This window comes from Paenibacillus sp. sptzw28 (assembly GCF_019550795.1).
In the GTDB taxonomy this organism is placed as follows: Bacteria; Bacillota; Bacilli; order Paenibacillales; family Paenibacillaceae; genus Paenibacillus_Z.
The window spans coordinates 2,498,514-2,524,398 of record NZ_CP080545.1 but is presented as its reverse complement, the minus strand read 5'-3'; the positions used below and the strand labels follow the sequence as shown (position 1 = coordinate 2,524,398).

General features: G+C 52.5%; 24 protein-coding genes. 3 read left to right on the top strand and 21 right to left on the bottom strand.

Annotated elements, in window-relative coordinates; genetic code table 11:
- Nucleotides 1–50: 50 nt before the first annotated feature.
- From KZ483_RS11155 to KZ483_RS11115, 9 genes are all read right to left on the bottom strand, one after another.
- Nucleotides 51–227 carry a hypothetical protein gene (locus KZ483_RS11155; RefSeq protein ID WP_220352716.1) on the bottom strand — a complete coding sequence of 59 codons (177 nt, stop codon included), beginning with the start codon at nt 225–227 and terminating at the stop codon, nt 51–53.
- Nucleotides 228–366: 139 nt separating this feature from the next.
- The gene (gene dtd / locus KZ483_RS11150; RefSeq protein WP_220352715.1) at nt 367–810 is read right to left on the bottom strand and encodes a D-aminoacyl-tRNA deacylase; all 444 of its coding nucleotides are present in this window, start codon (nt 808–810) and stop codon (nt 367–369) included.
- Nucleotides 811–837: 27 nt separating this feature from the next.
- Nucleotides 838–3,024, bottom strand: a complete 2,187-nt coding sequence (locus KZ483_RS11145) for a RelA/SpoT family protein (RefSeq protein WP_220352714.1) — start codon at nt 3,022–3,024, stop codon at nt 838–840.
- 287 nt (nt 3,025–3,311) lie between these two features.
- Nucleotides 3,312–3,824, bottom strand: a complete 513-nt coding sequence (locus KZ483_RS11140; RefSeq protein ID WP_220352713.1) for an adenine phosphoribosyltransferase — start codon at nt 3,822–3,824, stop codon at nt 3,312–3,314.
- Complete coding sequence (gene recJ, locus KZ483_RS11135; protein ID WP_220352712.1) at nt 3,821–6,307, bottom strand: single-stranded-DNA-specific exonuclease RecJ; 2,487 nt, start codon at nt 6,305–6,307, stop codon at nt 3,821–3,823. The genes KZ483_RS11140 and recJ overlap by 4 nt, the downstream gene beginning before the upstream one ends.
- A gap of 41 nt (nt 6,308–6,348) precedes the next feature.
- A complete protein-coding gene (locus tag KZ483_RS11130; protein ID WP_220352711.1) occupies nt 6,349–7,260 on the bottom strand; it encodes a cation diffusion facilitator family transporter in 912 nt (303 codons plus the stop codon).
- A gap of 40 nt (nt 7,261–7,300) precedes the next feature.
- Entirely contained in the window at nt 7,301–8,224 is a 924-nt protein-coding gene (gene secF / locus KZ483_RS11125; protein WP_220352710.1) for a protein translocase subunit SecF, read from the bottom strand.
- Nucleotides 8,214–9,476 (bottom strand): protein translocase subunit SecD, encoded by a 1,263-nt coding sequence (gene secD / locus KZ483_RS11120; protein ID WP_220352709.1) that lies wholly within the window; start codon nt 9,474–9,476, stop codon nt 8,214–8,216. Before secD ends, secF begins: the two co-directional genes overlap by 11 nt.
- Nucleotides 9,477–9,564: 88 nt before the next feature.
- Nucleotides 9,565–9,825, bottom strand: coding sequence for a post-transcriptional regulator (locus tag KZ483_RS11115; protein ID WP_258881649.1), 261 nt, complete (start codon nt 9,823–9,825; stop codon nt 9,565–9,567).
- Nucleotides 9,826–10,015: 190 nt separating this feature from the next.
- Here KZ483_RS11115 and spoVB point away from each other — a divergent pair, with 190 nt between their 5' ends.
- Nucleotides 10,016–11,605 (top strand): stage V sporulation protein B, encoded by a 1,590-nt coding sequence (spoVB, locus tag KZ483_RS11110; protein WP_220352708.1) that lies wholly within the window; start codon nt 10,016–10,018, stop codon nt 11,603–11,605.
- A gap of 52 nt (nt 11,606–11,657) precedes the next feature.
- On the opposite strand, the gene KZ483_RS11105 is transcribed toward spoVB, so the two are convergent.
- Nucleotides 11,658–12,365 (bottom strand): DUF421 domain-containing protein, encoded by a 708-nt coding sequence (locus KZ483_RS11105; protein ID WP_258881648.1) that lies wholly within the window; start codon nt 12,363–12,365, stop codon nt 11,658–11,660.
- Nucleotides 12,366–12,632: 267 nt separating this feature from the next.
- Between KZ483_RS11105 and KZ483_RS11100 the strand changes: the two genes are divergently transcribed.
- Nucleotides 12,633–13,043 carry a TIGR04086 family membrane protein gene (locus tag KZ483_RS11100; RefSeq protein WP_258881647.1) on the top strand — a complete coding sequence of 137 codons (411 nt, stop codon included), beginning with the start codon at nt 12,633–12,635 and terminating at the stop codon, nt 13,041–13,043.
- Nucleotides 13,044–13,152: 109 nt separating this feature from the next.
- Nucleotides 13,153–14,022: a phosphatase PAP2 family protein gene (locus KZ483_RS11095; RefSeq protein WP_220352706.1), complete on the top strand. Its 870-nt coding sequence runs from the start codon at nt 13,153–13,155 to the stop codon at nt 14,020–14,022.
- A gap of 332 nt (nt 14,023–14,354) precedes the next feature.
- On the opposite strand, the gene yajC is transcribed toward KZ483_RS11095, so the two are convergent.
- From yajC to ilvE, 11 genes are all read right to left on the bottom strand, one after another.
- Entirely contained in the window at nt 14,355–14,666 is a 312-nt protein-coding gene (yajC, locus tag KZ483_RS11090) for a preprotein translocase subunit YajC (protein ID WP_220352705.1), read from the bottom strand.
- An 18-nt stretch (nt 14,667–14,684) separates the two neighbouring features.
- A complete protein-coding gene (gene tgt, locus KZ483_RS11085) occupies nt 14,685–15,818 on the bottom strand; it encodes a tRNA guanosine(34) transglycosylase Tgt (protein ID WP_220352704.1) in 1,134 nt (377 codons plus the stop codon).
- 17 nt (nt 15,819–15,835) lie between these two features.
- Nucleotides 15,836–16,882 (bottom strand): tRNA preQ1(34) S-adenosylmethionine ribosyltransferase-isomerase QueA, encoded by a 1,047-nt coding sequence (gene queA / locus KZ483_RS11080; RefSeq protein WP_220352703.1) that lies wholly within the window; start codon nt 16,880–16,882, stop codon nt 15,836–15,838.
- A 10-nt stretch (nt 16,883–16,892) separates the two neighbouring features.
- Nucleotides 16,893–18,947 carry a SpoIID/LytB domain-containing protein gene (locus KZ483_RS11075; protein WP_258881646.1) on the bottom strand — a complete coding sequence of 685 codons (2,055 nt, stop codon included), beginning with the start codon at nt 18,945–18,947 and terminating at the stop codon, nt 16,893–16,895.
- 138 nt (nt 18,948–19,085) lie between these two features.
- Nucleotides 19,086–19,532 carry a thiol-disulfide oxidoreductase DCC family protein gene (locus KZ483_RS11070; RefSeq protein ID WP_220352701.1) on the bottom strand — a complete coding sequence of 149 codons (447 nt, stop codon included), beginning with the start codon at nt 19,530–19,532 and terminating at the stop codon, nt 19,086–19,088.
- A gap of 53 nt (nt 19,533–19,585) precedes the next feature.
- Nucleotides 19,586–20,629 (bottom strand): Holliday junction branch migration DNA helicase RuvB, encoded by a 1,044-nt coding sequence (gene ruvB, locus KZ483_RS11065; protein WP_220352700.1) that lies wholly within the window; start codon nt 20,627–20,629, stop codon nt 19,586–19,588.
- Between the two features lie 20 nt (nt 20,630–20,649).
- A complete protein-coding gene (gene ruvA, locus KZ483_RS11060) occupies nt 20,650–21,285 on the bottom strand; it encodes a Holliday junction branch migration protein RuvA (protein WP_220352699.1) in 636 nt (211 codons plus the stop codon).
- Nucleotides 21,282–21,785, bottom strand: coding sequence for a crossover junction endodeoxyribonuclease RuvC (ruvC, locus tag KZ483_RS11055; RefSeq protein ID WP_220352698.1), 504 nt, complete (start codon nt 21,783–21,785; stop codon nt 21,282–21,284). The genes ruvA and ruvC overlap by 4 nt, the downstream gene beginning before the upstream one ends.
- Before the next feature lie 221 nt (nt 21,786–22,006).
- Nucleotides 22,007–22,696 carry a BofC C-terminal domain-containing protein gene (locus KZ483_RS11050; RefSeq protein WP_220352697.1) on the bottom strand — a complete coding sequence of 230 codons (690 nt, stop codon included), beginning with the start codon at nt 22,694–22,696 and terminating at the stop codon, nt 22,007–22,009.
- A gap of 143 nt (nt 22,697–22,839) precedes the next feature.
- Nucleotides 22,840–24,801, bottom strand: a complete 1,962-nt coding sequence (locus KZ483_RS28900; RefSeq protein ID WP_220352696.1) for a LysM peptidoglycan-binding domain-containing protein — start codon at nt 24,799–24,801, stop codon at nt 22,840–22,842.
- Nucleotides 24,802–25,000: 199 nt separating this feature from the next.
- The gene (gene ilvE / locus KZ483_RS11040) at nt 25,001–25,882 is read right to left on the bottom strand and encodes a branched-chain-amino-acid transaminase (RefSeq protein ID WP_220352695.1); all 882 of its coding nucleotides are present in this window, start codon (nt 25,880–25,882) and stop codon (nt 25,001–25,003) included.
- Nucleotides 25,883–25,885: the final 3 nt, after the last annotated feature.

Here is a 25,885-nt window from a genome sequence, read left to right as displayed (position 1 = left end):
AAGGGCGGACAGCTGCCGATTAATCGCCGCTCTCCGCCCCTGCTCCCCCTTTAAACACCGCGTTCACCGTTAGAATCGCGCCTCGGTGACGAGCCTCCTACAGCCCATTCCGCCGCAGTTTCAATATCTTCCTCAAGCTCCGAGAATATAAGCGCTTCCCGGCGGTCGGGATTAAGCAATCTTCGTGACGACCGCTCCATCCCCTGCTCCTTGCGTGACTGATGCATCGTGAGCAATTCTCCTTCCACCGATAATCAGGCTGTAAAGGCACCGTAAGCCGGTGCTGATACAGATTGTTCGGTTTTAGTGTTGCCCACTATGCAGTAACTAACACCTCACAGGTAACCAAATACAAATGCTAATTCCTTAGGACTTACTATCCAAAATTAGCGTCACCGGTCCCCAGTTCACCAGTGAAACGTCCATCATCGCTCCGAAACGTCCGGTCTCCACCCGCAGCTCCAAAGAACGAAGCGCTTCGTTAAATGTATCGTACACCGTCTCCGCCTGCTCCGGCCGGGCGGCTGCGATGAAATTCGGTCTTCTTCCTTTGCGGCAATCTCCGTATAAGGTAAACTGGGAAACTGATAAAATATCACCGCCGATATCCCGGACGCAAAGGTTCATTTTGCCGTCCTCGTCTTCAAAAATCCTCAGCCCCGCTATTTTATCGGCCATCCAGCGGATATCCGCTTCCGTGTCGTCATGAGTAATACCGACAAGCAGGACGAGCCCCTTCTCTATAGACCCGACGCACTCGCCGTTCACGGTTACGGAAGCTTGTTTACTGCGCTGCACAACTACCTTCATCTGTGCTTGTATCCCTCTTTCGAACGCTTATTGCTGCATAATCCGTTGAACCGAATATACATCTTTCACGCGTTTGATTTTCTCCACCACCGACTGCAAATGATCGATGTTGCGTATCAGAATCGTCATATGAATCATGGCCAGCCTGTTCTTGTCGGAGCGTCCGGAAACCGCTGAAATATTAGTCTTGGTCTCAGCTACGGCCTGCAGCACTTCGTTTAACAAACCGTTCCGGTTATGACCGGTAATTTCAATATCGACACTGTAATTCGCCTCGACCGATTGCTCCCACTCTACTTCGATCACACGGGCGGTCTCTTCACCGTCTTCACCAATTGGAATGTTCTGGCAATCTGCACGATGTACGGAAACGCCCCGCCCCCGTGTAATATAACCTACGATTTCATCGCCCGGAACCGGATTGCAGCACCGTGCAAAACGGACAAGCAGGTTGTCGACTCCTTTAACTGAAACACCAAGTGTTGGCCGTGTTTTACGAAGCGTCGGCGCCGTCTTGACTTCCTTCTTCTCGTTGGTGAGCTCGATTTGACTCGCTTCTTCAGCCTCTTTGCGCAGCTTTTCCGTCAGCTTGGTACAAATCTGTGCAGCTGTGATGCCTCCGAATCCGATAGCCGACAGCATGTCGTCGATATCGTTGAACGTAAACTTATAAGCCGCTTCCTGCAGCTGAGAATCGGTTAGCCATGCGGAGGGCTCGAGGCCAAGACGCTTAAGCTCTCTTTCGAGCAGATCACGGCCTTTCTCGACGTTCTCCTCGCGCTTTTCTTTCTTGAACCACTGCTTGATTTTGCTGCGGGCATGGGAGGATTGAGCGATCTTAACCCAGTCCTGGCTTGGCCCGTAGGAATGCTTCGAGGTCAGAATCTCTACGATATCACCGGTTTTCAGCTTATAATCGAGCGGCACGATACGGCCGTTGACCTTGGCTCCAATCGTCCGGTTGCCTACTTCAGTGTGGATGCGATACGCAAAATCCAGCGGAACGGCTCCTGCGGGAAGCTCGAAAACCTCGCCCTTAGGCGTAAAAACGAATACGAGATCCGAGAAAAAATCCATCTTGAGCGATTCGACGAACTCAGAAGCATCGCTCGCCTCATGCTGCAGCTCGATTATTTCACGGAAAAGCGTCATTTTATCCTCGAAATATCCGCCCGGTACGACACTGCCTTCTTTGTAAGCCCAGTGTGCAGCAATCCCGAACTCGGAGGTGCGGTGCATGTCCCATGTCCGGATTTGAACTTCAGTCGGCTCACCGGTAGGCCCAATGACAGTCGTATGCAGCGACTGGTACATATTCGCCTTCGGCATGGCGATATAGTCCTTGAACCGCCCCGGCATCGGCTTCCATAACGTATGGATAATACCGAGCGTGGCATAGCAATCTTTAATATTGTCTACTATGATGCGGATCGCGAGCAGATCGTATATTTCGTTGAACTGCTTGCTGCGCGTCGTCATTTTCTTATAAATGCTGTAGATATGCTTCGGCCGGCCGGATATGTCTCCTTCGATGCCCATTTCCTCCAGCTTCTCTGTGATGCGTCCGATTACATCGGAGATATACTGTTCGCGCTCGGTGCGCTTCTTCTTCATGAGATTGGCGATCCGGTAGTACTGCTGCGGGTTCAAATAGCGGAGAGCGATATCTTCCATCTCCCATTTGATTGCGGAAATACCGAGCCTATGAGCAATCGGGCAAAAGATTTCCAGCGTTTCGTAAGCGATCCGCCGCTGCGCTTCCTCCGACTGATATTTCAGCGTGCGCATATTATGAAGCCGGTCTGCAAGTTTAATAAGAATGACCCGGATATCTTGAGCCATTGCCACAAACATTTTCCGGTAGTTCTCGTTCTGCTGCTCTTCCTTGGAGCGGAATTGAATTTTCTCAAGCTTCGTCAATCCATCTACAACGGCGGCGCAAGGTTCTCCGAACCGGGTTCTGACTTCTTCAAGCGGGACGGTCGTATCTTCGACCACATCATGAAGGAGCGCTGCAATAATCGACAATACATCCATCTGCATATTGACGAGAATTTCCGCAACGGCAACCGGATGCAGGATATATGGCTCTCCCGACTTGCGCACTTGCCCGTGGTGGGCTTGCTCGGCAAATTCGTAGGCTTCCCTGATTCGGTTTAAATCTTGTTCCTTCATATAGGTCGATGCTATGTCAATTAACTGCTCAATGCCCATGAATGTCCCTTTCCGGAAAATTGCGCATGCCGCGCGTTTCGCTTTCCAATCATCATTGCTGCGGAAGCAAAGTACAGCGAAATAACTCCTGCTTGCTTTCTTAAGAAAAACAACCGCATATGCGGCCGCGAAATTTGTATCCCGTCGTTTTCCTCCTATTATGCCTGTTTCTCATGCTTTCCGTCAACCCGAAGCTGCTTGAGCAAGATCGCCTGCAGGGTACAAAAAAAACCGGACAGATGAGCTCAGCTGCTCCTGCCCGGTTGGAATGCCTCATTGTCATGGATTTAATAGGTCACAAGCGAGAAAATATCGATGCCGCCCAGCTTCCCTCGCCCATCGAGATATCCGAGTTCAATTAGAAAAGCGGCTCCCACCACCTCGCCGCCCAGCTGGTTGATGAGGTTGACCGTGGTGGCTATTGTGCCGCCTGTCGCCAGCAAATCATCAGCGATCAATATGCGCTGGCCGGGTTTAATCGCATCTTTATGGATCGCAAGCCTGTCTTTGCCATATTCCAGATCGTAACTTGCTTCGACAACTTCGCCTGGAAGCTTGCCGCTTTTACGGATAGGCACAAAGCCTATTCCAAGGGAAACCGCGAGCGGAGCTCCAACGATAAACCCGCGGGCTTCAGGTCCTGCTATAAGATCGATTTGTTTATCCGCAACTGCTTGCTTGATCGTTTCGATAGCCGAGCCGTAAACCGGCCCGTTGTTTATCAATGTCGTGATATCCTTAAACCGGATTCCCGGCTGTGGAAAATCCGGTATAACGCGAATGTAATCTTTAAAATTCATGAAACGAACACTCCTTCTTTTATCGTTGCCGGTAATTGATCCATCTGCCGCATAATCCAGGCCGCAAGCTCCTTCGTCTCGGCGAATAAAACGCTGTCCGTTTCCACTCGCCGCAACGCTTCCCGATAAGCGGTAGAGTGTGCCAGTTCTTTCTTATCGGGGTTCGCGGCAAGCTGCAGCTGCCCTTCCCGATACATGATGAAGCCAAGCTCCTCGAACACGGTAAGCATGAAGGCTACCGTATCTTGGTTCCACCCCAACATAACTGCGATTCTTCCGGCGCAATCCTCTTGACCGAAGGGAGCGAGGCGGCGGAGCGTCTGGTAAAGCCGTCCGAAATTATCCCTGTCTGTTGCCGCTGTCCAATCCGGGTCAGTGTGCTCATTTCCTGCCGTTATACGTGGGTATGAAGCTTTGCTAAAAGCATCTGAGCCGCCCTTGCGGTGCTCGCCATACAAAGCGTAGACCGCTTCCAGACCTTCACAAGCTCTAATTGCAGCAGCCAGCTTGGCTGCGGAAGGGGGTCTGCCGAGTACAAACAATCTAGAGCAGGATAACGCCCGGATTTCAAGCTCCTCATAGGTAACGACCCTGAGCCCCCCGGGGAGTGCTGCCTTCTGGGACGCTTTCGCCGCTTCCAGCCAAATCGGGGTCGGCACAAGGACCGCGCTGCGGCCGACGTCACTTTCCTTTACCAGCTTACCAAGTACGGAGAAAGAATCTCCCCCGCTGTCCCCTCTTCGGTCGAAAAGCTGGATGTGAGGGATTCGCATATCGCTTACAACAAATTGCGCGCTGCGCCGCCCGTTCCACTCATTAACGGTGAGTTCGCCGACCATCTCGATGGCAGCGCCCTCCGAGAGATCCTCGGCAATCGGACCAAAGCCGAAGCCGATCGCATCCAGCAGTTTCCCTTCGCCGCTAAGCGAAAGCTTCAGATGCTTCTTTTCCTTTCCGATCGTGCGCCGATCGGCGAGAACAACGTCCTTGAGAAGCAATTTTGGCGCCGCATTGCCCGCGCCGTATGGCTCAAGCTGCGACAACTGCTCCAGTATATGCAGCGAGGCGTCATTCATCCCGCATTCCATATCGATTGCAGTCTTTGGCACCCAATCCTCCGCTTTTAACCAATGGTCTGCAAACTCACCCATTCGTGCTTCCAGAAGCCCGAGCTTATCCTGGTGGAGGCTCATTCCTGCCGCGGCCTGATGGCCGCCGTAGTGTTCCAGCAGCTCGCTGCAGCCGGTGAGCGCTTCATAAAGGTTGAAGCCTTCAATCGACCGAGCGGAGCCTTTACACATACCTGTCTCGGGGTCAATGCCGAGTATAAGTGTCGGCTTATAATACTTATCGATAAGCTTGGAGGCGACGATCCCGACAACGCCGACATTCCACCCTTCAGCTGCAAGTACGATTACAGAAGGGTCAGGTGTACCTGCCTCGGCAGCCTGACTGCACTTGTCAGCCCACATCCGCTCGGCTTCCTTCACTATAGCGTCCACAATCCGCTGACGTTCCCGGTTCAGCGTATCAAGCGCAACCGCGGCTTCCGATGCGGCTTCGTCGGTTGCAGCAGTCAGAAGCTTCAAGGCGCCTTCCGCATGATCGAGCCGGCCTGCGGCGTTAATGCGCGGAGCCATGCCGAACGCTACAGCGGTTGCATCGATTTGGTGCGGCTCAATGCCCGCAACCTCGGCCAGCGCTCGGAAACCGGGCTTTTCTCCCTTACGAAGCTGTTCAAGGCCAAGCCTTACGATTATCCGATTCTCGTCTGTCAGAGGCATCAAGTCGGCAATCGTTCCAAGCGCCGCAATATCCGTCCATTCTACCGGGGGCTTGCCTAGCAGCGCATGGGCCAGCTTGAACGCGACGCCGACACCGGCCAGACCTTTAAACGGATAGGAACAATCCTCTTGCTTCGGATTGATCAATGCCAGTGCATCCGGCAAGACGCTCGGCGGTTCATGGTGGTCCGTGACGATAACATCGATGCCAAGAGTGTTGGCATAGGCGATCTGCGGCACGGCGCTTACGCCGGTATCAACTGTCACAATAAGCGTTATGCCTGCTTCTGCAGCGCTGTCGATCGCTTTCTCGTTTAAACCGTAGCCTTCCCTCGTGCGGTGCGGTATGTATGCGTCAAACTTCAATTCAAGTCGATTGAACAAACAGATCATAAGCGCTGTGGAAGAAACCCCATCCGCATCGTAGTCGCCGTAAATAAGCAGCCGCTCGCCGCGCTCTCCCGCCAGCTTGATGCGGCTCACGGCCTCATTCATTCCCTTAAGCAAAAAGGGATCGTGCAAGCATTCAATACCGCCGTATAAGAAGCGGCGCGCCGAATCAACTTCCCCGAATCCCCGCTGTACGAGTATTTTGGCCACTAGCGGCGGTATGGATAACGCGTTGGCTAATTCAGCGGCGCGTTCCTCCCCGCCGGAATCGACAGATGCGATCATCCAGCGTGTTTTCGACCGGATCAATATGGCACCTCCCTTATAATAAAAAAAACAAAACGCTGCTGCTACTGCAGCAGCGTAGGTATATGCTCCTGATTCGGATCGTGATTCGATTTGTACGGATAACCGGGATCGTAAGGCTCGACATGAACAGATACATCCATGACATGGCTGAACCGCTTCATTAGGAAGTATTTGACCCGTTTCGCTATCTCATTGCCTTCCAGCACCGTAATACGCGGATTCACGCTTATAACGACATCCGCAACCACGTAGTGGCCATGCTCGCGTGCACGAAGCTCCTCTACCGTAATAACGCCTTCAATTCGCTGTACCGCAGCTTTGAACTCATTCATGTCAGCAGGCTCCACCTGGTATGAACGGCTTCTCAAGACCGATGCCGAGGCGACGCGGTAGCTGCTGGTAAACACAATCACAACGATGATAAGCGATGCTGCCGGGTCAAAATAGTACAGAACCGGTAAACCAAGAGGTTTGCCCAGCGCAGCTCCCCCCGTTCCGACAATGGCTGCAAGGGAGGCATAAAGGTCCGTTCTCCTTTCCTTCACCGGAAAGAATAGCTCCTTCAAGGCAATGGCGAGCACGACAACCGCAGCCGCTTGCCACGACGGACCTTTGTCGATTCCTTCTGCAATTGATCTGATTGCGGATATGCCGATTTCCAGACCGACGATCATTAACAGAATCGATGCCATTACACCCGCTGCAGCCTCCGTACGACCACGCACGGCCGGTGCCGGAGCGTCAGGCGCACCAAGCTTGCGGCTGCGCCTGATGCCGGTCAAAGAGACAAACGATGACGCCGCATCGGAAGCGGAACGGCACGCATCGGCTAGCAGCGTTTTGCTGCCTGCCTGTAAACCGATTCCGCCTTTCACCGCTGCAATGCAGACATTGCCGAGAAGCCCGGTCCATGCTGCAGACTCCGCCTTGGAGTAACGCTGTTTCGCTGACATGGACGCCTCCTTATTACTGATTTACAACCGGTTGTTTATTCTATGAAGCTGCCTGTGATTTGACTGCGGGTTTCATGTTCTGCTTTTTTTTCAAAAACAGCCAGAGCGGGCTTGCGATAAAGATCGACGAATATGCGCCGCTCACAAGACCGAACAAGATCGCAAGCGAGAACAATTTGATCGAGGCGCTTCCGAAAATAAGCAGGCACACCGCAGCGAGGACAACCGTAAGGACGGTATTGATCGACCGGGTAAACGTCTGCCCTACGCTTGCGTTGACCAGCTTGTCCAGATCTTCCGGCTTTTTGATTTTCGCAAAACGCAGATTCTCGCGGATACGGTCGAAGATAACGATCGTATCGTTAATGGAGTAACCGATAATGGTCAGGACCGCTACGATAAACGGCAGATCTACTTCAAGCCTTAGTATGGAGAAGAGACTGATTACAATAAAAGCGTCATGCAGCAGCGCCACAATCGCCGCGACCGCAAATCGCCACTCGAACCGGATACTGACATAGATGACAATACCGATACTCGCGATAAGGACCGCTTTTATTGCATTCCACTGCAGCTCTTTTGCGATTTCCACATCGACGGTATTCACCTCCGCAGAGGCATCCTTATCGAAATTAGTGGCAAACCCTTGCTTCAGCGTATTCTCCTGATCAGTCGTAAGGATGTTGGGAAAGCGCATCGTTACGCGGTCAGGGACGACCGTCATTTGCGGGCTTCCAAGTCCGTTATCGGCAAGGAATTTCTCAATCTCGCCTTTCTGGCCGGTCAAGTCTTTATTTACCGCTATATCGACACTGGAACCTGCGCGGAAATCAACGCCATAATTCAGGCCGAATATACCAAGAGCAAGAATGCCGAGTACGGTAATGATTAGTGAAAAGATGAAGAAATAACGGGCCTTCTTGACAAAGTCGAATTTTAGGTTGGATGCATAATTAAAGCGCACGAATTTCTTCCTCCTTTACTCCGAAGTATGCCGGTTTCTTCACAGCATTGCTTCGTATTAGCATCGAAAGGAGCATGCGTGAAATAAACACGTTGGTCAGAATACTGACTATAATAGTGAGAATGAGAATAACCGCAAAGCCCCTGACGGAGCCTGTCCCGATAAAGAACATCACAAGGCCTGCGATAGCCGTAGTCACATGAGCGTCGATAATGGTCCGGAACGAGTTTTTGGAACCGGCTTTTTGCGACGACATGATGCTCTTGCCGCTGCGCATCTCCTCTTTGATCCGCTCTGCCATAATGATGTTGGCGTCGACAGCCATCCCTATACCAAGAATAAATGCGGCTATACCCGGCAGCGTGAGGGTTGCGTCGATCAGGTTAAAGCCAAGCAGCAGCAGCCAGATGAAGATAATGATCGATACGCTGGCGATGATCCCCGGCAATCTGTAAAAAAAGATCATAAACAGCAGGATGACCACAGTGGCCAGTAAGCCGGCAAACAGTGTTTCCTGTAATGACTGCAACCCCAGCGTAGCGCCTACGCTTTGGGTATATTTCTCTGTCAGTTTAAGCGGCAGGGCGCCCAGGTTTATCGTGTTTTTGAGTTCCGTAGCTTCATCCCGCGTAAAATTCCCGGTGATTACAGCTTCATTGCTGTTAATCTCCCTCGAAACGTTAGGTGCGGAAAGCTCGCGGTCGTCGAGGAAAATGGCAAGCTGGTTATTCGGGGCCAGTTTGGCAACCTCCCGTGTGACCTCGGCAAACTTGCTGGCGCTCTTCAACTTAATCGAAATTTCATACTCATTGAGATTTGTTTGGCGGACGTCTGCGCCGTTCTGCACGAAGTCGTTCCCGCGAAGTTCGATTTTACAATAGCCCTTGTCCGGAGCGCAGCCTTGCGCGCTTCGGAATGTCAAGTCGGCCGGCTTCTTGAGAATATCGCGTACCTTGGCTTCGTCGCTTACTCCGGCGATCTTAACGCGAATCCTGTTCGTGCCTTCGGTGGTAACGTCCGGCTCGGCGACACCTGTAGCGTTGGCCCGTTCTTCGAGACTTCTGGCCGTTTCAATAAGCGATTCCTTGGTTACTTTGCCGCCCGCTTCAAGAGGCTGCGCTTCGTACAAAATTTCAAATCCACCCTTCAAATCGAGGCCAAGCTTGACCTTGTCCAAGATATACGGGCTTGTTGCACCAACGACGCCGAGTGATACGACGACGATGAGAACGAACGCTAGCAGACGATTCATAATACCCTTAGTTCCCCCTTAAGTTCGCTTGTCAATATTCCTATTATAACGATGGCGCAAAATCGAGTCAAAAAAAAAGGCCCATCTATTAAAAATGGGTACCTCTATACGCGTTTAGCGTCATGAAATTCATAAATCTGGTTACCTTGAGCGACAAAATATCGTTCACCACTTGGTGCATGGCCGGCTCTCCGGTTTTTGCATATTTATCGCTTACGCACTCCCAAATTTCTTTCCCTGTCACATGCTCGTAGCCGACCAGCCTAAACTCCGCCGCCTTGCTGTCGCACAACGATTCAATGGTCGCGTTCCACTCTTCGGTAGTCATCGGCGTGTCTTCGTCCGCCATCGCATGGCCTCCTTACGTATTCTCTTTGCTTATGAATTCGCTATCGCCGGCCGCAATTCCTGCACCCTCATTAAAAAATGGCTGCATGATTATGGACATGCTCCGCATAAACATGGAGATAGGACATGTTGGTCCTGCATGCAATCCGGATACGACCGCCATTCGATAGCAGAAGAAAGAGGGAACGACCGTGACCAAGCAAACATTTATTAAAGGAGCGCTCATCTTACTCACTGCAGGCGTCATAAACCGCATTCTCGCTTTCATTCCACGTATTGCGCTGCCGCGGATCATCGGAGCCGAGGGGGTTGGACTCTACCAGCTTGGCTATCCGTTCTTGATCGTACTCCTTACTTTCTTGACCGGAGGAATCCCGCTTGCCGTCGCCAAATGGATTGCAGAAGCCGAATCCAAGGGCGATCAGGCGCGGGTCAAACAAATTTTCCGAACGGCTATGGCACTTACTGTCGTGCTTTCTTCGCTACTCACGGTCATATTTCTGCTTCTGATTCCCTGGATCACAAGGCATCTCATGACCGATTCCAGGGTTCACCAAACCCTGCTGGTAATGAGTCCCCTGCTCATTATCATCGGCATATCCTCCGTATACCGGGGGTATTTTCAAGGCAAACAAAATATGGTTCCGACCGCAATATCTCAAACGGTGGAGACAATTATCCGGATCATCTTTGCGCTCCTCTTCGCCAGTTGGCTCCTGCCGCTCGGCATTGCCTGGGCTGCCGCAGGTGCCATGATCGGAGTCGTTGCCGGGGAAATCGCCGGGTTTACCGTGCTGCTCTGGCAGTATGTAAGGGAGAAGCGGCGCCAGCCTGCCGACAGGCCGCCGTCTTCCGGAACTGATTCTTTAAACCCAAGCGGCTCGTCCTCGCGCCCGGTTAAGCCCGAGCCGGTGCTGCGCCGGCTTATTAGCCTCTCCGTGCCTGTAACGGCCAGCAGAATGATCGGGTCATTCTCTTATTTACTCGAATCCATCCTTACGGCCCGCGCTTTGGCGGCCGCGGGAATCGCCACCGGAATTGCTACCGCGCAATACGGTGCGCTGCAAGGCATGATAATCCCGATCCTTCTGCTTCCGACAGCGCTCACATATTCACTCGCCGTCTCGCTCGTCCCCTCCCTTTCCGAAGCCGCGGCAAGAGGTGACCGGTCAACGATTCACAAACGGCTTCACCAATCGATGCGGCTCGCACTTGTCAGCGGGGCCCCGTTTATCGTCGTCATGGCTTTGTTCGCAGAACCGATCTGCCGCATATTGTACAATCATGCGGAGATTGCTCCCATGTTGAAATGGATGGCTCCTATCGGTCTTTTTATTTATTTGCAAGCTCCCCTGCAGGCGGCTTTGCAAGCGCTCGATAAGCCTTCAACCGCCCTGATGAACACGTTTATCGGGGCGGTCGTAAAGCTGCTGCTTATCGTGAAATTGGCTTCCGACCCCGATCTCGGCATTTATGGCGCGCTTATTGCCATTAATATCAATATCGTGCTCGTTACCGTGCTGCATTGGATCAGTGTTATGCGCTTCATCGGATTTCGAATGCATATGCTCGACTTTGTCAAAGTGGGAGCAGCTATGGTCATCATGGGCGCCGTGTCTTTATGGATGATGAATCGTCAGGCGCTTCCTGCCTTGTGGCAAAATATGTCTCTCGCCTGTCTGATAGGTCTTGTTATTTACATGTTTCTAATGGTTCGGCTGCGAATCATTGACCGGCATGACATTGCCCGTATCCCTCTGGTCGGAAAATGGTTTCAGTGAAGACGCAAATAGACGGTTCCGGCGCTCTCCAGCAAAGAGATCCGGACCCGTTTCAGCGCCAGTCGATATACAAATTCCCTCTATGGTCAACCGTGCACAAATATACTTGTTTAAAATCGGTCACTCCTCTTTGGCGAAGCGCTTTGTTAAGCCAGAACCGATCTTTACCAAGCTTCTCCAAATTATTTCTCAGCAGTTTTCCATCCATGATAAGAGCCACCGGAAGCGACTCGAAGCGAAACCGCTCCGGGAGCGCATCTGTCTGCGATTTATGCGATCTTTGCTGCAGGCCCTCGGCCCCCGTATGAACATTGTCTTTTCTTATAACCGAAAGTTTGCCGCTCGTCTCCAATATCGCGAAATCGACGTCGGCAATCGATGAAACCTGATTTTCGCGAAGCTGCATCATAAGATCGTCAAGGCTGTACCGCTGCTTTCGCATTTCTTGCCTGTTTAACTTGCCCCGCTCTACGAGCACTACAGGTTTCCCTTCAAACAATAACCGCAGCCGGCGGTTTTTTAACATGACAATGGCCATTCCGATTTGTATAAGCATCAGCAGCGCCATTGGCAGTATCCCGTCAATAATCGGCCGCTTCGTATCCTCGATGACGATTACCGCGATTTCGGCAATCATGACGGAGATTACAAGATCGAATACCGACAGCTTGCCGATCTCCCTTTTCCCCATAAAACGCATAATAAAAAACACGATTACATAGATCAAAGCCGTACGGATCAACAGATTCCATATTTCCAACGGAAACCGACACCTCCTTATCCGCAAAGGCCGCCGCTTTGAGGGCCAGCCGGTCGTGCTGTTATTGTCACCTGCTGGACGTTCACTCATACGGAAGGCTGCCGGCGCAATTTCTGGCAAGAGAGCCAAGCGAGCAGCAGAAAGGCACTTTTTGAATTTGGCAAAAAAGAAGACGTGCATCGAAGCTCGCTTGTACTATTTCGGGCTGCTTGACCATATGTTGTACTAACCGAACCCGTGAATAAACGATAAGAGAGGATGAATCCGATGAGTTCGATCAATCCGATGAAATCAATGAAAAATGTTCCTAAGGCGCAAATTACATCACCGATGCTTTCCGGGATATTATATTCGGCCATTTGGCTGGCCGTGGGGGCGCTCCTGCTTGCATCGCTGCTGCGCTGGGGAAGTATGCATGAGAGTGAGCTTCCTCTCTACAGCTTGGCCGTACACGGCTTGGCAGCTCTTGCAGGAGGTTTTGTAGCCGGTAAACGCGCCGGCCAACGCGGCTGGTACTACGGCGCTTTGCTGGGCATTGTGTATGGCCTTCTTGTGCTTCTTATCAGCTTTCTGGCGTCAAATTCAGGCGTCAGCCTTCGAACGCTCACTATGCTCGGAGAGACCCTGGCATGCGGTTCATTCGGCGGCATTATCGGCGTTAACGCTAAGCGGTCATAAACTGCATACATCTTAGGAACACCATCAAGTTGTAATCGCCCCTTAAAAATGTGCTATACTAAGTCGAGTTGAATCGGGCGATTTTGGTTTTAGGGGGAAAGACACCACCATGAACTTATTTCATAATATGACAACCGTTGGAATTTATACGATGATTGCTGTCGTTGTTCTTCTTGCATATGGCGCACGGACAAATCCATTTCGCATCGGCGGATTGTTTGTTCGGGAGATGGCTGTAAATCGTAAGTACCTTTTCCATTTTGCAGCTCTGATGCTCATCTTGTTTTGTAACAAATTAGAGCTTTCGATTGAGGCAAACATGAGTGGAACTCACGATTTCACCTCTTTATTTCAGTCGATCGAAGGCCATTTCGTGGCGAATTTGCAGCATACCTTCCACAACGATATTTTGACTGCGGTTCTGGCAGTGATGTATGTGGTTGTTTTTCAGGCGCTCCTTATTGCATCCGTCGGAATTTATACGTATCAGGAGAAAAGCCGAAGAATGTATTATGCAATCTGCTACGCCATCATGGTTAATTATCTTGTCGCGATTCCGTTCTATCTGTTCTTTCCAGTCAATGAAGTATGGGCTCACGATTCAAGCGTGCGCTTTCTTATGCTTGATGTTTTCCCTAATTTCGAAACCGAATACCGTTCTTTATCCGGAATCAACAACTGCTTCCCCAGCCTGCATACTTCAATTTCCGTAACACTTGCCGTCCTCGCGATCCGTTCAGGCAATAAACGATGGGCCTGGTTATGCAGTATTAGCGCAGTAATGATCATTTTTGCAATATTTTATCTCGGTATTCACTGGTTGATTGATATGGGCGGCGGTCTGATTCTTGGAGTATTTGCATCGACAGTAGGAATGAGGTTAAGCGCCTTGAACATGAGCCTAAGGAGCCGCCGGCCTAACCATTCGCTTAAAGGAACCCCGGCAAACATAAGTTTTGCGCACGACGATGCGAAGTAATTCCCGGCCGCATAAGCTCGGCCAAGCCAATACCGTTTCGGCTGCATGCCGGAGCGGTTTTTTTCTGTGCGGCAATCTTATAAGCGGAGAGTACAGGTTCATAACTCCAAATAAAATGAACAATTAAAATTCATGACAATACTTGTCTTATTTTTAAAATATGATCTCTATATCGACAGTACGGAAATCCAGAAAGGAGGGCGGTTCTCCATGCGAGGTGACAGGCTGCTTACTATTCTTCTTCTACTGCCGGTAATAATGCCGAAGGCCGGGGTCGGAGGATTTCATCCCCCGGCCCCGGCCTTCTCGTTCTTATGTACCCGGAAGAAAGACTACGCTTTAACTTCTTCCGTCTTTTCTTCCTTCTTCTCTGCAGGGGCCGGTGCGCTTGTCGTTACGTTGTTTACCGCGCTGCGGTCAAACGTAATTTTGGTAGCGTCGTTGACTCGAAGGACGACAATATCGTCGGTGATCTCCAGAATCGTGCCGTGCATTCCGCCAATCGTGACGACTTTATCGCCTTTTTTCAATTGGCTGAGCATTTGATTTCGTTGTTTCGATTTGCGCTGCTGCGGTCGAATAAGCAGAAAATAGAAAACCGCAAACATCAGCACAAACGGGAGAATCGATGCTACTCCTGTCATGGTGTTTCACCCCTTTCCTTAAAATCCCTTATCCGACTCAAACAAGCCGTATTTCTCGAAGAAGGAATTCCGGAAGTCAAGCAGCCGGTCTTCCATAATCGCCTGGCGCACGTCTCTCATAAGCTGCAGTAAAAAATGCAAATTATGATACGTCGTCAGCCGGATTCCGAACGTCTCTTCCGCCTTTATGAGATGGCGAATGTAGGCCCGGGAGTAGTTCTTGCATGTGTAACAGCCGCATTCCGGGTCGAGTGGTCCGAAGTCCTCAGCAAACTTTGCATTGCGGATAACGAGTCTGCCGGTACTTGTCATCGTTGTCCCGTTGCGGGCAATACGAGTCGGCAGCACGCAGTCGAACATATCTATACCGCGGATGGAGCCGTCAATCAGCGCATCGGGCGATCCGACCCCCATCAGGTACCTTGGCTTCCCGGCCGGCAGCAGCGGAACCGTACATTCAAGTACATTGTACATCAGATTCTTAGGTTCGCCGACGCTCAGTCCACCAATAGCATACCCCGGGAAATCCATGGAAGTCAACTCGGTTGCGCTTTGGCGGCGTAAATCTTCAAACATCCCTCCCTGCACAATCGCGAACAATCCCTGATCGCGGGGACGCGCATGAGCCTCTAAGCAGCGCTCGGCCCAACGGGTAGTTCTCTCTAATGACTTCTTCACATAATCATATTCCGCAGGATATGGGGCGCATTCATCAAAAGCCATCATGATATCGGACCCGAGAGCGTTTTGGATCTCCATCGCCTTCTCAGGTGAAAGAAACAGTTTATCGCCGTTCAAGTGGGAGCGGAATTCCACGCCCTCTTCTTTTATTTTGCGCATCTCGCTCAAGCTGAACACTTGAAAGCCGCCGCTATCCGTCAGTATAGCGCGGTCCCAGTTCATAAATTTGTGCAGCCCGCCGGCATCTCGTATGAGTTCGTGACCCGGGCGGATGAACAAATGGTAAGTATTGCTCAGAATAACGTGAGCATCGAGTGTTTTTAGCTCCTCGGGACTCATCGTCTTTACTGTCGCCTGCGTGCCGACCGGCATAAAAGCCGGTGTCTCGATTACACCATGCGGGGTATGCACGCGGCCGAGTCTTGCACCGGACTGTTTACATGTTTTGATCAGTTCATATTTAATCGCCAATTTGCTCTCGTCCAATCCTAGTAGATAAACATTGCATCTCCAAAGCTGAAGAATCGATATTCTCTTTCAATTGCTTCCCGATAGGCATTCATAATCGCCTCGCGGCCGGCCAGTGCGCTGACAAGCATCACCAGCGTCGATTTCGGTAAGTGGAAATTCGTGAGCAGCGCGTCGACAAGCTTGAAAGTATAGCCCGGGAATATAAATATATTGGTCCATCCGCTGCATGCCTTCAGTTCTCCGCCCGGAAACTGCCCGGCCGCCGTTTCAAGCGTTCTCGCCGATGTCGTGCCAACCGCGATAATACGGCCGCCCCGCTCCCGGGTCGATCGCAGCAAAGCTGCGGTCTGCTCATTCAATTCGTAATATTCTGAGTGCATTGCATGTTCTTCGACAAGTTCCACAGACATTGGACGAAAAGTGCCGAGGCCTACGTGCAGAGTGACATAAGCAATATCCACACCTTTGTCCCTTAGTTGCCCCAGAAATGATTGGGTAAAATGCAGCCCCGCAGTAGGGGCAGCGGCTGAACCCTCGTGCTTCGCGTAGACGGTTTGGTATCTTTCGCGGTCTTCAAGTCTTTCTTTGATATAAGGAGGCAGCGGCATCTCGCCAAGGCGGTCAAGCAGCTGCTGAAATATGCCGTTATACTGGAATTCCACAACTCGCTCTCCCATTTCTCCTTCTGCGACCACGGTTGCGCGAAGCAGAGGATTACCGCTTCCGTCGTCGCCAAACGCGAGCTCGGCTCCGGTTTTCAAGCGTTTCCCCGGTTTAGCCAGCGTCTCCCAACGGTCGCCGCCTAACTGCTTTAGCAGCAGAAGCTCGACTTTGGCTCCGGTATCCGGCTTTATTCCGAGCAGCCTTGCCGGCAGCACCCGTGTGTCGTTCAACACAAGCGTATCCCCCGGCTTCAGCATATTTTCAAGCTCGATGAACCTGTGGTGAGCGACATCGCCAGTATGGCGGTTTAGTGACAGCAGACGGGATCCGGTGCGGTCCGCCAGCGGAGTTTGCGCTATCAAGCGCTCCGGTAATTCAAAATCGAATTCATTCACATTCATAGACTGATTCTCATTCCTTAACAATCGTTACGTCTTTGTAGTAGTATTGCAAAATGTACTTGTAGTCATACCCCTGTTCTGCCAAGCCTCGGGCGCCGTATTGGGACAGACCGACTCCATGCCCATAGCCGCTGCCCACAAACCGGAACGCCGTATCTGTCGTCGCGGCTCTCATGTTTCCTTGACCGTCCATTATAAACAAGCTGCCCTTATTCAGTTCTGTTGTTTGGCCTTCGCCCCCGGTCACAGCAAGGGCGCCGCCTGTGTCAGGCCGAGAGCTTATACGGCCACCCGAACCGGCAATCGTCATTCTTGCCATTTCATCAATGTTGAAACGCGTGCTTGGCAAACCGCCGAGAATCGAACGGAATAAGTCCGGATATTTGATATTAAGCCTCTGTCCGTTGACTTGCAGCTCCGTAGGACGGCCGGATGTCCCCGACTGGCTTACCTCAAGGGTTTGAATCGGGGCGGTGACGGGTGACTGAAGTTTCCCCTGCATAAGTGAAAGCAAAGCTCCGGGTGTGAACGGCCCTCTTACCCAGGACATTTCGTTGGATTGCACGACCGTTTCAAGCGACACAACTATGGTTCCCCTGTTTGCAAGCGCGACAGGCTCAACATTGTCCTGAATGAGCGGGATCGGCCGCACCTTGACCCCGTCGCCTTTCACCCGCATCAAAGGCTTGCCGACGGGTGATTTCTGCCCGGTATCCTCAAGCAGATCCTCCCTTATATACCCCACCTCGCCTGTGGGCAGCACTACTCGCTGCCAGTGATACAGACCCAGCTCGGACGATTGGTCCGGACTCTGCACGCTCTTCAAGTAGGGAATGTCGGTACCCCAAATTTCCTTCGCATCGGCTGTCTGGCCGCCGGCGCTGGAAGAAAAGACGCTCTCGATCACCTTGCCGTTATACATCGCCACTTCACCCTTTGTGGCATCCACGGCGACGATCGTAGCCGGCTTCTCGGAACCGATACCGCCATAAGCTTGGCTAAGAGTCGTATCTACCACATGCGCCACTTGAAAACCGAAGCCTTGATAAAGGGCATACGTGCGTGCCGCGACAGCCTGGGACTTAAGAGCCTCAGTCGGCCATGAAGCCGGCATTTCCGCACCGACAACGGAGTACAAGTATTGTTCGAACGGTACTTCGTTGACAACCGTAAGCTTATTGTTAAGTCCGCTTACCTCAAACTGCCCCCGGTAACTGCGGTTATACCGCTCCATCAGCTTAATTCCGGCAGCTCCGGCTGTGGAGAGCCATACCTTTGCTCCGGTCATTGGAACCGAATATAGCGATGTGGGCGAATTCGGCGATTCGGTGAAGGTGTAGTCACTGCGTATCGGTAAGTATACGCACTGTGGATCGGTCTGGTTCAATGTAACTCCGTTACCGGATTTAGCAGCCTGCGCTCTCACATTGTCTAGAGCAGCGATGTCCGGTGCGGCTCCGACGAGTACAGTGAACGATGTGGCACCATCCGCTGTCTGCTTTAAAGCGGGAAACGCGTCGATGCCTGCACTTCCAAGGGATGCGGCCGATTGCTGCGCTTCCGCTTGTGAAGCAAATGTTCCCGTTTCCAAATGGAGTGGGCCTGTGATGTCAGCCTTTGTTTTTCCTGCTGACAGACCTGCTATCGTACCATCCCTTAGCCACCGGTCACCTGCCGCGCTTGCTTCCGCCGCAGAGCTGTATGTACCTTCCAATACTTGATAGACGATTCCATTCGCTTTGGTGAGGGAAGTCAATAATCCGGAGCCCCCAAGAGCTTTCAATCGTTTGACGACGGTAAGCGCCGTCTGGAAATCCGGAGTTTCCAGCAGCTTTGGCTTGTAATCATCAAGCGTAAACCGAATCGTCGCTCCCGCGTTGGTCTGAAACATGGACTTAACGCCCGATGGTTGACGTAAGCCGACCTGCAAGCCGGCCGCAGATGAGAAAGTGGCTGTCGTCGTATTCAGCTTGTATTTTCCGGGAATCTCCATAAAGATGCCCACCCTTATCGTATCCAGATTCGGTACGGCGCCAAGCGAGGGGCGGGCGGTGACAATAGACATAACTGTCATTATCGCTATCATAACAGCAATCAACCGTTTTAAGCGGGGGACCTTCTTGTATAACCTCAAGTGTGACCCTTGCGCTCCTGCTTTATTGTCCGAATATGCGCCTATGGCACGCATCTGCCGCTCATCCCCTTATACTTGATCACGCTTCGGCAGGGTACAAACCCCGTTGTCGCAGCTTTCTTCCGTCTTTCCGAACCAATCATATCTTCTGGCGGCAATATACCTGTATAAAGCGTCCGCAGACCCTCTCATTCCGGGTATCCGGTATAGCGGCGCCAGCCATTTGAAACCCGCTGAAGTACGCAGTATGCGAACGATGCCGTCAGCTCCGGCATATAGCGCTCCCGACCGTTCTACGACATGAAGCTTAGCCAACAGTTGTTCGAGGGGGATTGCTTCGATACCCGGAATTGTCTCCTTATTCTCCTCAAGGGATTGAATGGAAACAAACCGCAGGTCAGCAGACGAATGAAGCTCCTTTATGCGCCGTACTGTGGCGATGCACAAATTGCAGGTTCCGTCGTACAAGATATAAAGCCTCTCGCGCTCGCTCCCGTCAATATTTGATTCCGTCATAACAGCTGGCCGCCTCCTTCAGGCTGCTTATGCGGTAATTTCCCGGCCGCATCCTAATCGTCATTCATCCCGTTCGCAGCTTCCGTTCCACCGCCAAGCTGCTGGGGAACGGGCAAGCCCAGATGCCGGTAAGCAAGCGGAGCGACGACCCGTCCTCGCGGAGTGCGTTGGAGAAAGCCGATTTGCATCAAGTAGGGCTCATAGACATCCTCGATCGTTTGGCTTTCCTCGCCGATCGTTGCGGCGATCGTATCCAGTCCCACCGGACCGCCGCGATAGCTTGTAATCATCGCACGCAGCATTTTGTGATCGATTTGATCGAGTCCGAGCGGATCAACCTGAATCAGCCCGAGAGCTGAACGCGCCAGTTCATGCGTGACGATGCCGTCCCCGCGTACCTGAGCGAAATCGCGGACGCGCTTCAGCAGGCGGTTTGCGATCCGAGGCGTTCCACGCGAGCGCATCGCGATTTCGCGAGCCGCTTCTCCGATTACGCTTACGCCCAATATTTCGGAGGCGCGCGTTACGATGAAAGCCAGCTCGTCAACGTTATAGAATTCGAGCCGGCTCACGACACCGAAGCGGTCGCGAAGCGGCGCCGACAAGAGCCCCGCTCTGGTGGTCGCGCCGATCAGCGTGAATGGCGGCAGTTCGAGCCGCACGGAGCGCGCGCTCGGTCCTTTACCGATCATGATGTCCAGCGCAAAATCCTCCATCGCCGGATAAAGCACCTCCTCCACCGTCCGGTGAAGACGGTGGATCTCGTCGATGAACAAAACATCGCCTTCCTGCAAGTTCGTGAGCAGCGCGGCAAGATCGCCAGGCCGTTCAATGGCGGGACCGCTTGTCGTCCGCAAATTAACGCCAAGCTCGTTGGCGATTATGTTTGAAAGCGTCGTTTTGCCGAGGCCGGGAGGGCCGTACAGCAGAACGTGATCAAGAGCTTCCTTGCGCAGCTTCGCGGCTTCAATGAATACCTTCAAATTATCCTTCACTTGCGATTGGCCGATATATTCGGACAAATAGCGGGGACGCAAACTAAGCTCCACCGCTTGGTCTTCCATCATGAGGTTGGCGGAAATTATCCGGTCGTCCATCCACGCTTGCCCCTCTCCACTCAACCTTTAAACAGCTGCTGCAGCGCCCGCTTCATAAGCGCATCCACCGTCTCGCCGGGCGCGGCCGTGCCTTGAAGTTCATGCCAAGCGCGATCAAGCTCAGCTGCCGTATATCCGAGCGCTGCGAGAGCCTCGCGCGCTTCCTGCCAGACAGTCCCGCCTTCAGCTGCCGGGTCGGCAACGGCTAGTGAACCGTCAACCGATAATCCTGCGGCAGCCGTACTGAAACCGGCTGACACCGCTGCCAGCTTATCTTTCAAATCAAGAATCATCCGCTGAGCCGTCTTCTTGCCGATGCCCGGAAGCTTCATAAGGAACGCGACATTCTCCTGCCGGATCGCAGCGGCAATCGTTTCGGGCTTGCCGCCGGCAAGAATGCCAAGTGCGACTCGCGGTCCGATGCCCGATACGTCCAGCAGCTTACGGAACATCGACTGTTCCTCCCGGCTTTCGAAACCGAATAGAAGTGCGGCATCCTCACGTACATGATGATGCGTATAAATGGTTACAATGTCGTCGGTTTTGGCAAATGCATATGGATTGGGCGTAAATACGCGATACCCGATATCCCGCACATCCACAATGACGTATTCGCTTTCCCAGTGGATGATACGGCCCCTAACATAATCGATCATCGACGCGTCACCTCGTTAATTTTTTGCGTAAGTACGGAGGAATGGGCATGGCAAATCGCAACCGCCAGCGCATCCGCCACGTCGTCGGGCTTCGGAACCGCACTCAGTTTCAAAAACATCCGCACCATCTCCTGCACTTGCCGTTTCTCCGCTTTGCCGTAGCCGACAACCGCCTGCTTGACCTGAAGTGGCGTATACTCCGTAACCGGAAGCCCGCGCTGGGCAGCCGCCAAAATGATTACGCCGCGGGCTTGACCGACGGCAAAAGCCGTCGTAACGTTCTTGTTAAAGAAAAGCTTTTCGACTGCCACTGTGTCCGGCTTATATTTATCGATAAGCGCGCAAGCGGAATCGTAAACCTGCTTCAGCCTCTCCTCTTGAGGAGTATGAGCTGCCGTTTCGATTGAACCGTATTGGACGGGAACGAGCTTGCTCCCGATTTTGTCAATGAATCCGAACCCTGCGATGGCAATGCCCGGATCGATTCCTAATACCCGCAAAACGATTCTCCCCTTCAAGCCAATCAGGTGGACAAAATTGGCTTCTACCCATTATAGCAAATGATAGGCGAAATGAGAACGCGCGTTTTGTCCCTTATTCCCTATCCCCTGTTCCTCCCCCAAGAAAACGGGATTACCGTCCTTGCGCGGTGCAAGAATACGTTGGACGCAAAAAAAGGGCGTGCGTATTTTCGCACGTCCACTTCTTTGTTTCATATCCTTTAGTAGGTGGGTTTCATCACTTTCTCGCTCTTGTCCACCGCAAAATCGCTGAAGCTCGATAATACGCTGTTATAATCATCTATATCGCTGATGCGAATGCCGTTTACCAGTTCATTGAACCGTTCCTTCGGCAGGCTGCTCTCCATATAGTTCACGTCAAGCTGGAAAAAGGTGCGAAGCACCTTTTCTTTCTTCGGGGGACCTTCAAAGAGGGATAAATTCCCTGCCTTATCCAGGCTCATATAAGCATTTTCCTTGCAGGCGTCCGACAAATCCTGAATTCGCTGCTCCATGATCACCGCGCCGGCCTGGTCCATTACCGCCGTCCAGTCCGAATGCCGCTTCAGCAATCCTAGGACCGACTTTGCGTCCATTCTGCCAAGCCGTTTTGTTTCGTCCCCGCATAGGTAAATTCGATGAAGCTTTACGGTGATAGGCCCTTTATGGCTGGCAAGAACCTGAATAACGCTGCCTTTGTTCCTTTCAGGCGAATGAACGTCCGCGCCGGCATGTCCTTCTTTGGAAGACAACAGTATATGCGACGTACTTGATACCATCAATTTGGCGTTAACGGCGGCCGGTTCGGCAAGCAAAGCCAGTAAGCCGAGCAGACAGCCAAGCGTCCAGAGCGGACGCCGGCCTCGGCGAAGCCGCTTTTTCAGTTGCTTCCACAGGCTGAATTCCATCATGGAGGAACTCCCCTTTTTACCTTTTTTGCTAGTGTTTCTCCTCGGATGGGGAAATATGCACGGATCAAATCAAAATTAAACGAGGCTCTACCTCCGGCCAATCAGAAGTAGAGCCCCTTGTATTGGTTAAAGCAAATCCGTTTTTATCGGTTAATCCACGGGAGACTGTTCCGCCGCTTGTTCTCAGTCTGACGAGCTGTGCGAATTGACGCTTTTGCCGCTGTCTTTCGGGATTTAACCGGCTTGCTGCTTTTAGGCTGTTCGACTTTGTCAACCCGCACATCTGCATTTTCCACCCGATCCTTACATCCGCAATCGCATGGTTTCTTAACGACTCCGGCTGTTTGAAGCGGGGAAACTTGGCCGTAGCCGACATAATTATACGATTGAAATGGCGCTTCCATACCACCTGCGGCTGCCGGAGATACAGCAGAGGGATAGCCTCCATAGCCGTGGCCGCCGCCAAATGGACTGACGCCTGCCGGCGAGACCATTTGATGCCCGAAGCCATAGCTTCCTCCGCCTCCGCCTAACCCCCCGACGCCTGCCGGCGAAACCGTTTGAGGCCCGAAGCCGTAGGATCCTCCTCCACCGTGAACCCCTCCGACACCTGACGGTGAGCCCATGGCCGGACTGCAGCCATAGTCTCCCCCGCTTCCGTCGCCGAACCCGCCGACGCCTGCCGGCGAAACCATATGATGACCGAAGCCGTAGCTTCCTCCCCCTCCATCGCCGAACCCGCCGACGCCTGCCGGAGAGACCATTTGATGACCGAAGCCGTAGCCTCCTCCCCCTCCATCGCCGAATCCACCGACGCCTGCCGGAGAGACCATTTGATGACCGAAGCCGTAGCTTCCTCCGCCTCCACCGAACCCTCCGACACCTGACGGGGAGACCATAGCCGGTTCGTAGCCGTAGCTTCCTCCGCCTCCACCGCCGAAGCCGCCGATCGCCGGTGAACCCAAGTCCGCACCATGGCCATAGCTTTGTTGCTCGCAATAAGGGTCCGCACTAAAAGGGGATACCATTTGGTGGTCATACCCATACCCACCGCCGTACGGATGCATTCCTGCAGGTGAAACAAGCTCCGGTCCGCAATCGTCTTGCGTCTGATACGGGCCCGTCATCTGTTGCCCCCAAGAACCAAAATGAACTTTTGAAGGCGCACCCCAAGGCAGAGTGGCAGCTCCCATAACACTTTCCGGCGGACACCAATCCGGTGCAGCAGCCGAAGCCGGACTCACCATCCCCGCCGACATCGGTTGCGGATAACCGTATCCGCCCGTCGTTCCTGGATATACCGACGGGTATGTCGCCGGGTAACCGTAACCATGGCCATAACCAGGCATTTGCGCCGCGGGAGAGACCGCTCCCTGAACTTGCGGCATATCATACATTGACATCACTTCAGTTGCGGGCATGCCATACTGCTTGAATAAATCAATATGCTGCTCATATTCGATATGCATCGGGTATGCTTTCTTCTGGGCCGGCTGCTGGACAATCGGCATGGTTATAGGGGCCGGCAGCGGCGCGGGTACCGCCGCGGGTAGCGGCATGGGTACGGGCGCCGGCATTGGAGCCGTGTCCGCGATCGGAGCGGTAAACGGTTTTTCTCCGGTCGGCTTTTTCCCGATCAACGGCGCAGTCGGAATTTTGCCCATCAAACCTTGTACTCCCTGAAGCATCGACATCGGATGAAGCGGTGTATGCGACGAATGCGACGAACCGCCAAAGGGATGCTGCGTGGTATGCATTTCAGGCGGCATACCGCTTGGCGTCCCCGACTTCGGAATGTTGACCAGCTCCCCCGTCAGCAGAGCGTTCGGATTCTTGAGCTGCGGATTCGCCTTTATCATGTCGCTTAAAGGAACGCCCCACGCTTTCGAAAGCTTCCAAAGGGTATCGCCCTGTTTGACGGCATGCTGGTGCATAATTTCCATGTTCGATGCCATGCTTGTCGGGATCTTGACTTTCATCCCCACATCGATCATATCCGGATTCGCTATGTTCGGGTTAAGCTTGAGTACCTCTTCAAGCGAAACATTATACTTCTGGGCTATCATGTATAACGTATCGCCTTTTTTAACAATATGAATTTTCACTCGACACTTACCTCCTGTCACGGACTGTTTGTTTGCGGGCAGTCGCGGCAAACGCCCGTTATCAATCACTACATCCTATGCAGGAGATAGGCGACTGTCACCCTCCCGGGCAAAAAAAAGTTGGGGCCAATCACCCGGAATTGCCGGAGATGGTCCCAACTTCACCTCAAACCATGACAGCCGTGCGGCCATGTTTTGACTATTCGAATACTTTTACGCCATCAACCTCAACGATTTTACGGAATTCAGCAAGCAGATGAGTAGTTATCGGACCCGCCTTGCCTGCTCCTATCTTACGGCCGTCCACCTCGCGTACAGCAATAACCTCGGCTGCCGTGCCGGTAAAGAACACTTCGTCGGCCACATACACATCGTGAAGCGTGAACGGCTCTTCCTTCAGCTTGTAACCAAGCTTGTCGCACAGGTCGATAATTGCCGCGCGTGTAATGCCTTCCAGCGCTCCGATGTAGCAAGGAGGCGTGTACACGACCCCTTTCTTAATAATAAAAATATTATCGCTTGAGCCTTCCGCTACATAACCCTGCGCGTTAAGCATAATTGCCTCGCCGACACCGGCAAGATTAGCCTGGATTTTCACGAGAATATTATTCAGGTAGTTCAGCGACTTGATCTTCGGGTTAAGCGCATCGGGAATGTTGCGGCGCTGCGTTACGGACACCGACACGAGTCCGTCCCGGTAAGCTTCCGGCGGGTAAATAGCCAGCTGTTCAACGATAATGATAATCCAAGCCTGCGGACAGCGCGTAGGGTCGAGGCCAAGATTGCCGGGACCGCGTGAGACGACGAGTCGTATGTAACCTTCTCGAAGCCCGTTGCGCCGAATCGTTTCGACTAGCGCTTGTTCCATTTCCTCATAGGTCAGCGGAATGTCAAGCATAATGGATTTCGCCGAGTCGTACAGCCTGTCGAGGTGCTCCTTGCATTTGAAAATATTACCGTTGTAAATACGGATACCCTCGAAGATCCCGTCCCCATAAAGGAACCCGTGATCGTAAACCGATACTTTCGCATTTTCTTTAGTAACATAATCTCCATTTAAATATATCACTTGCTCTGCCATGAC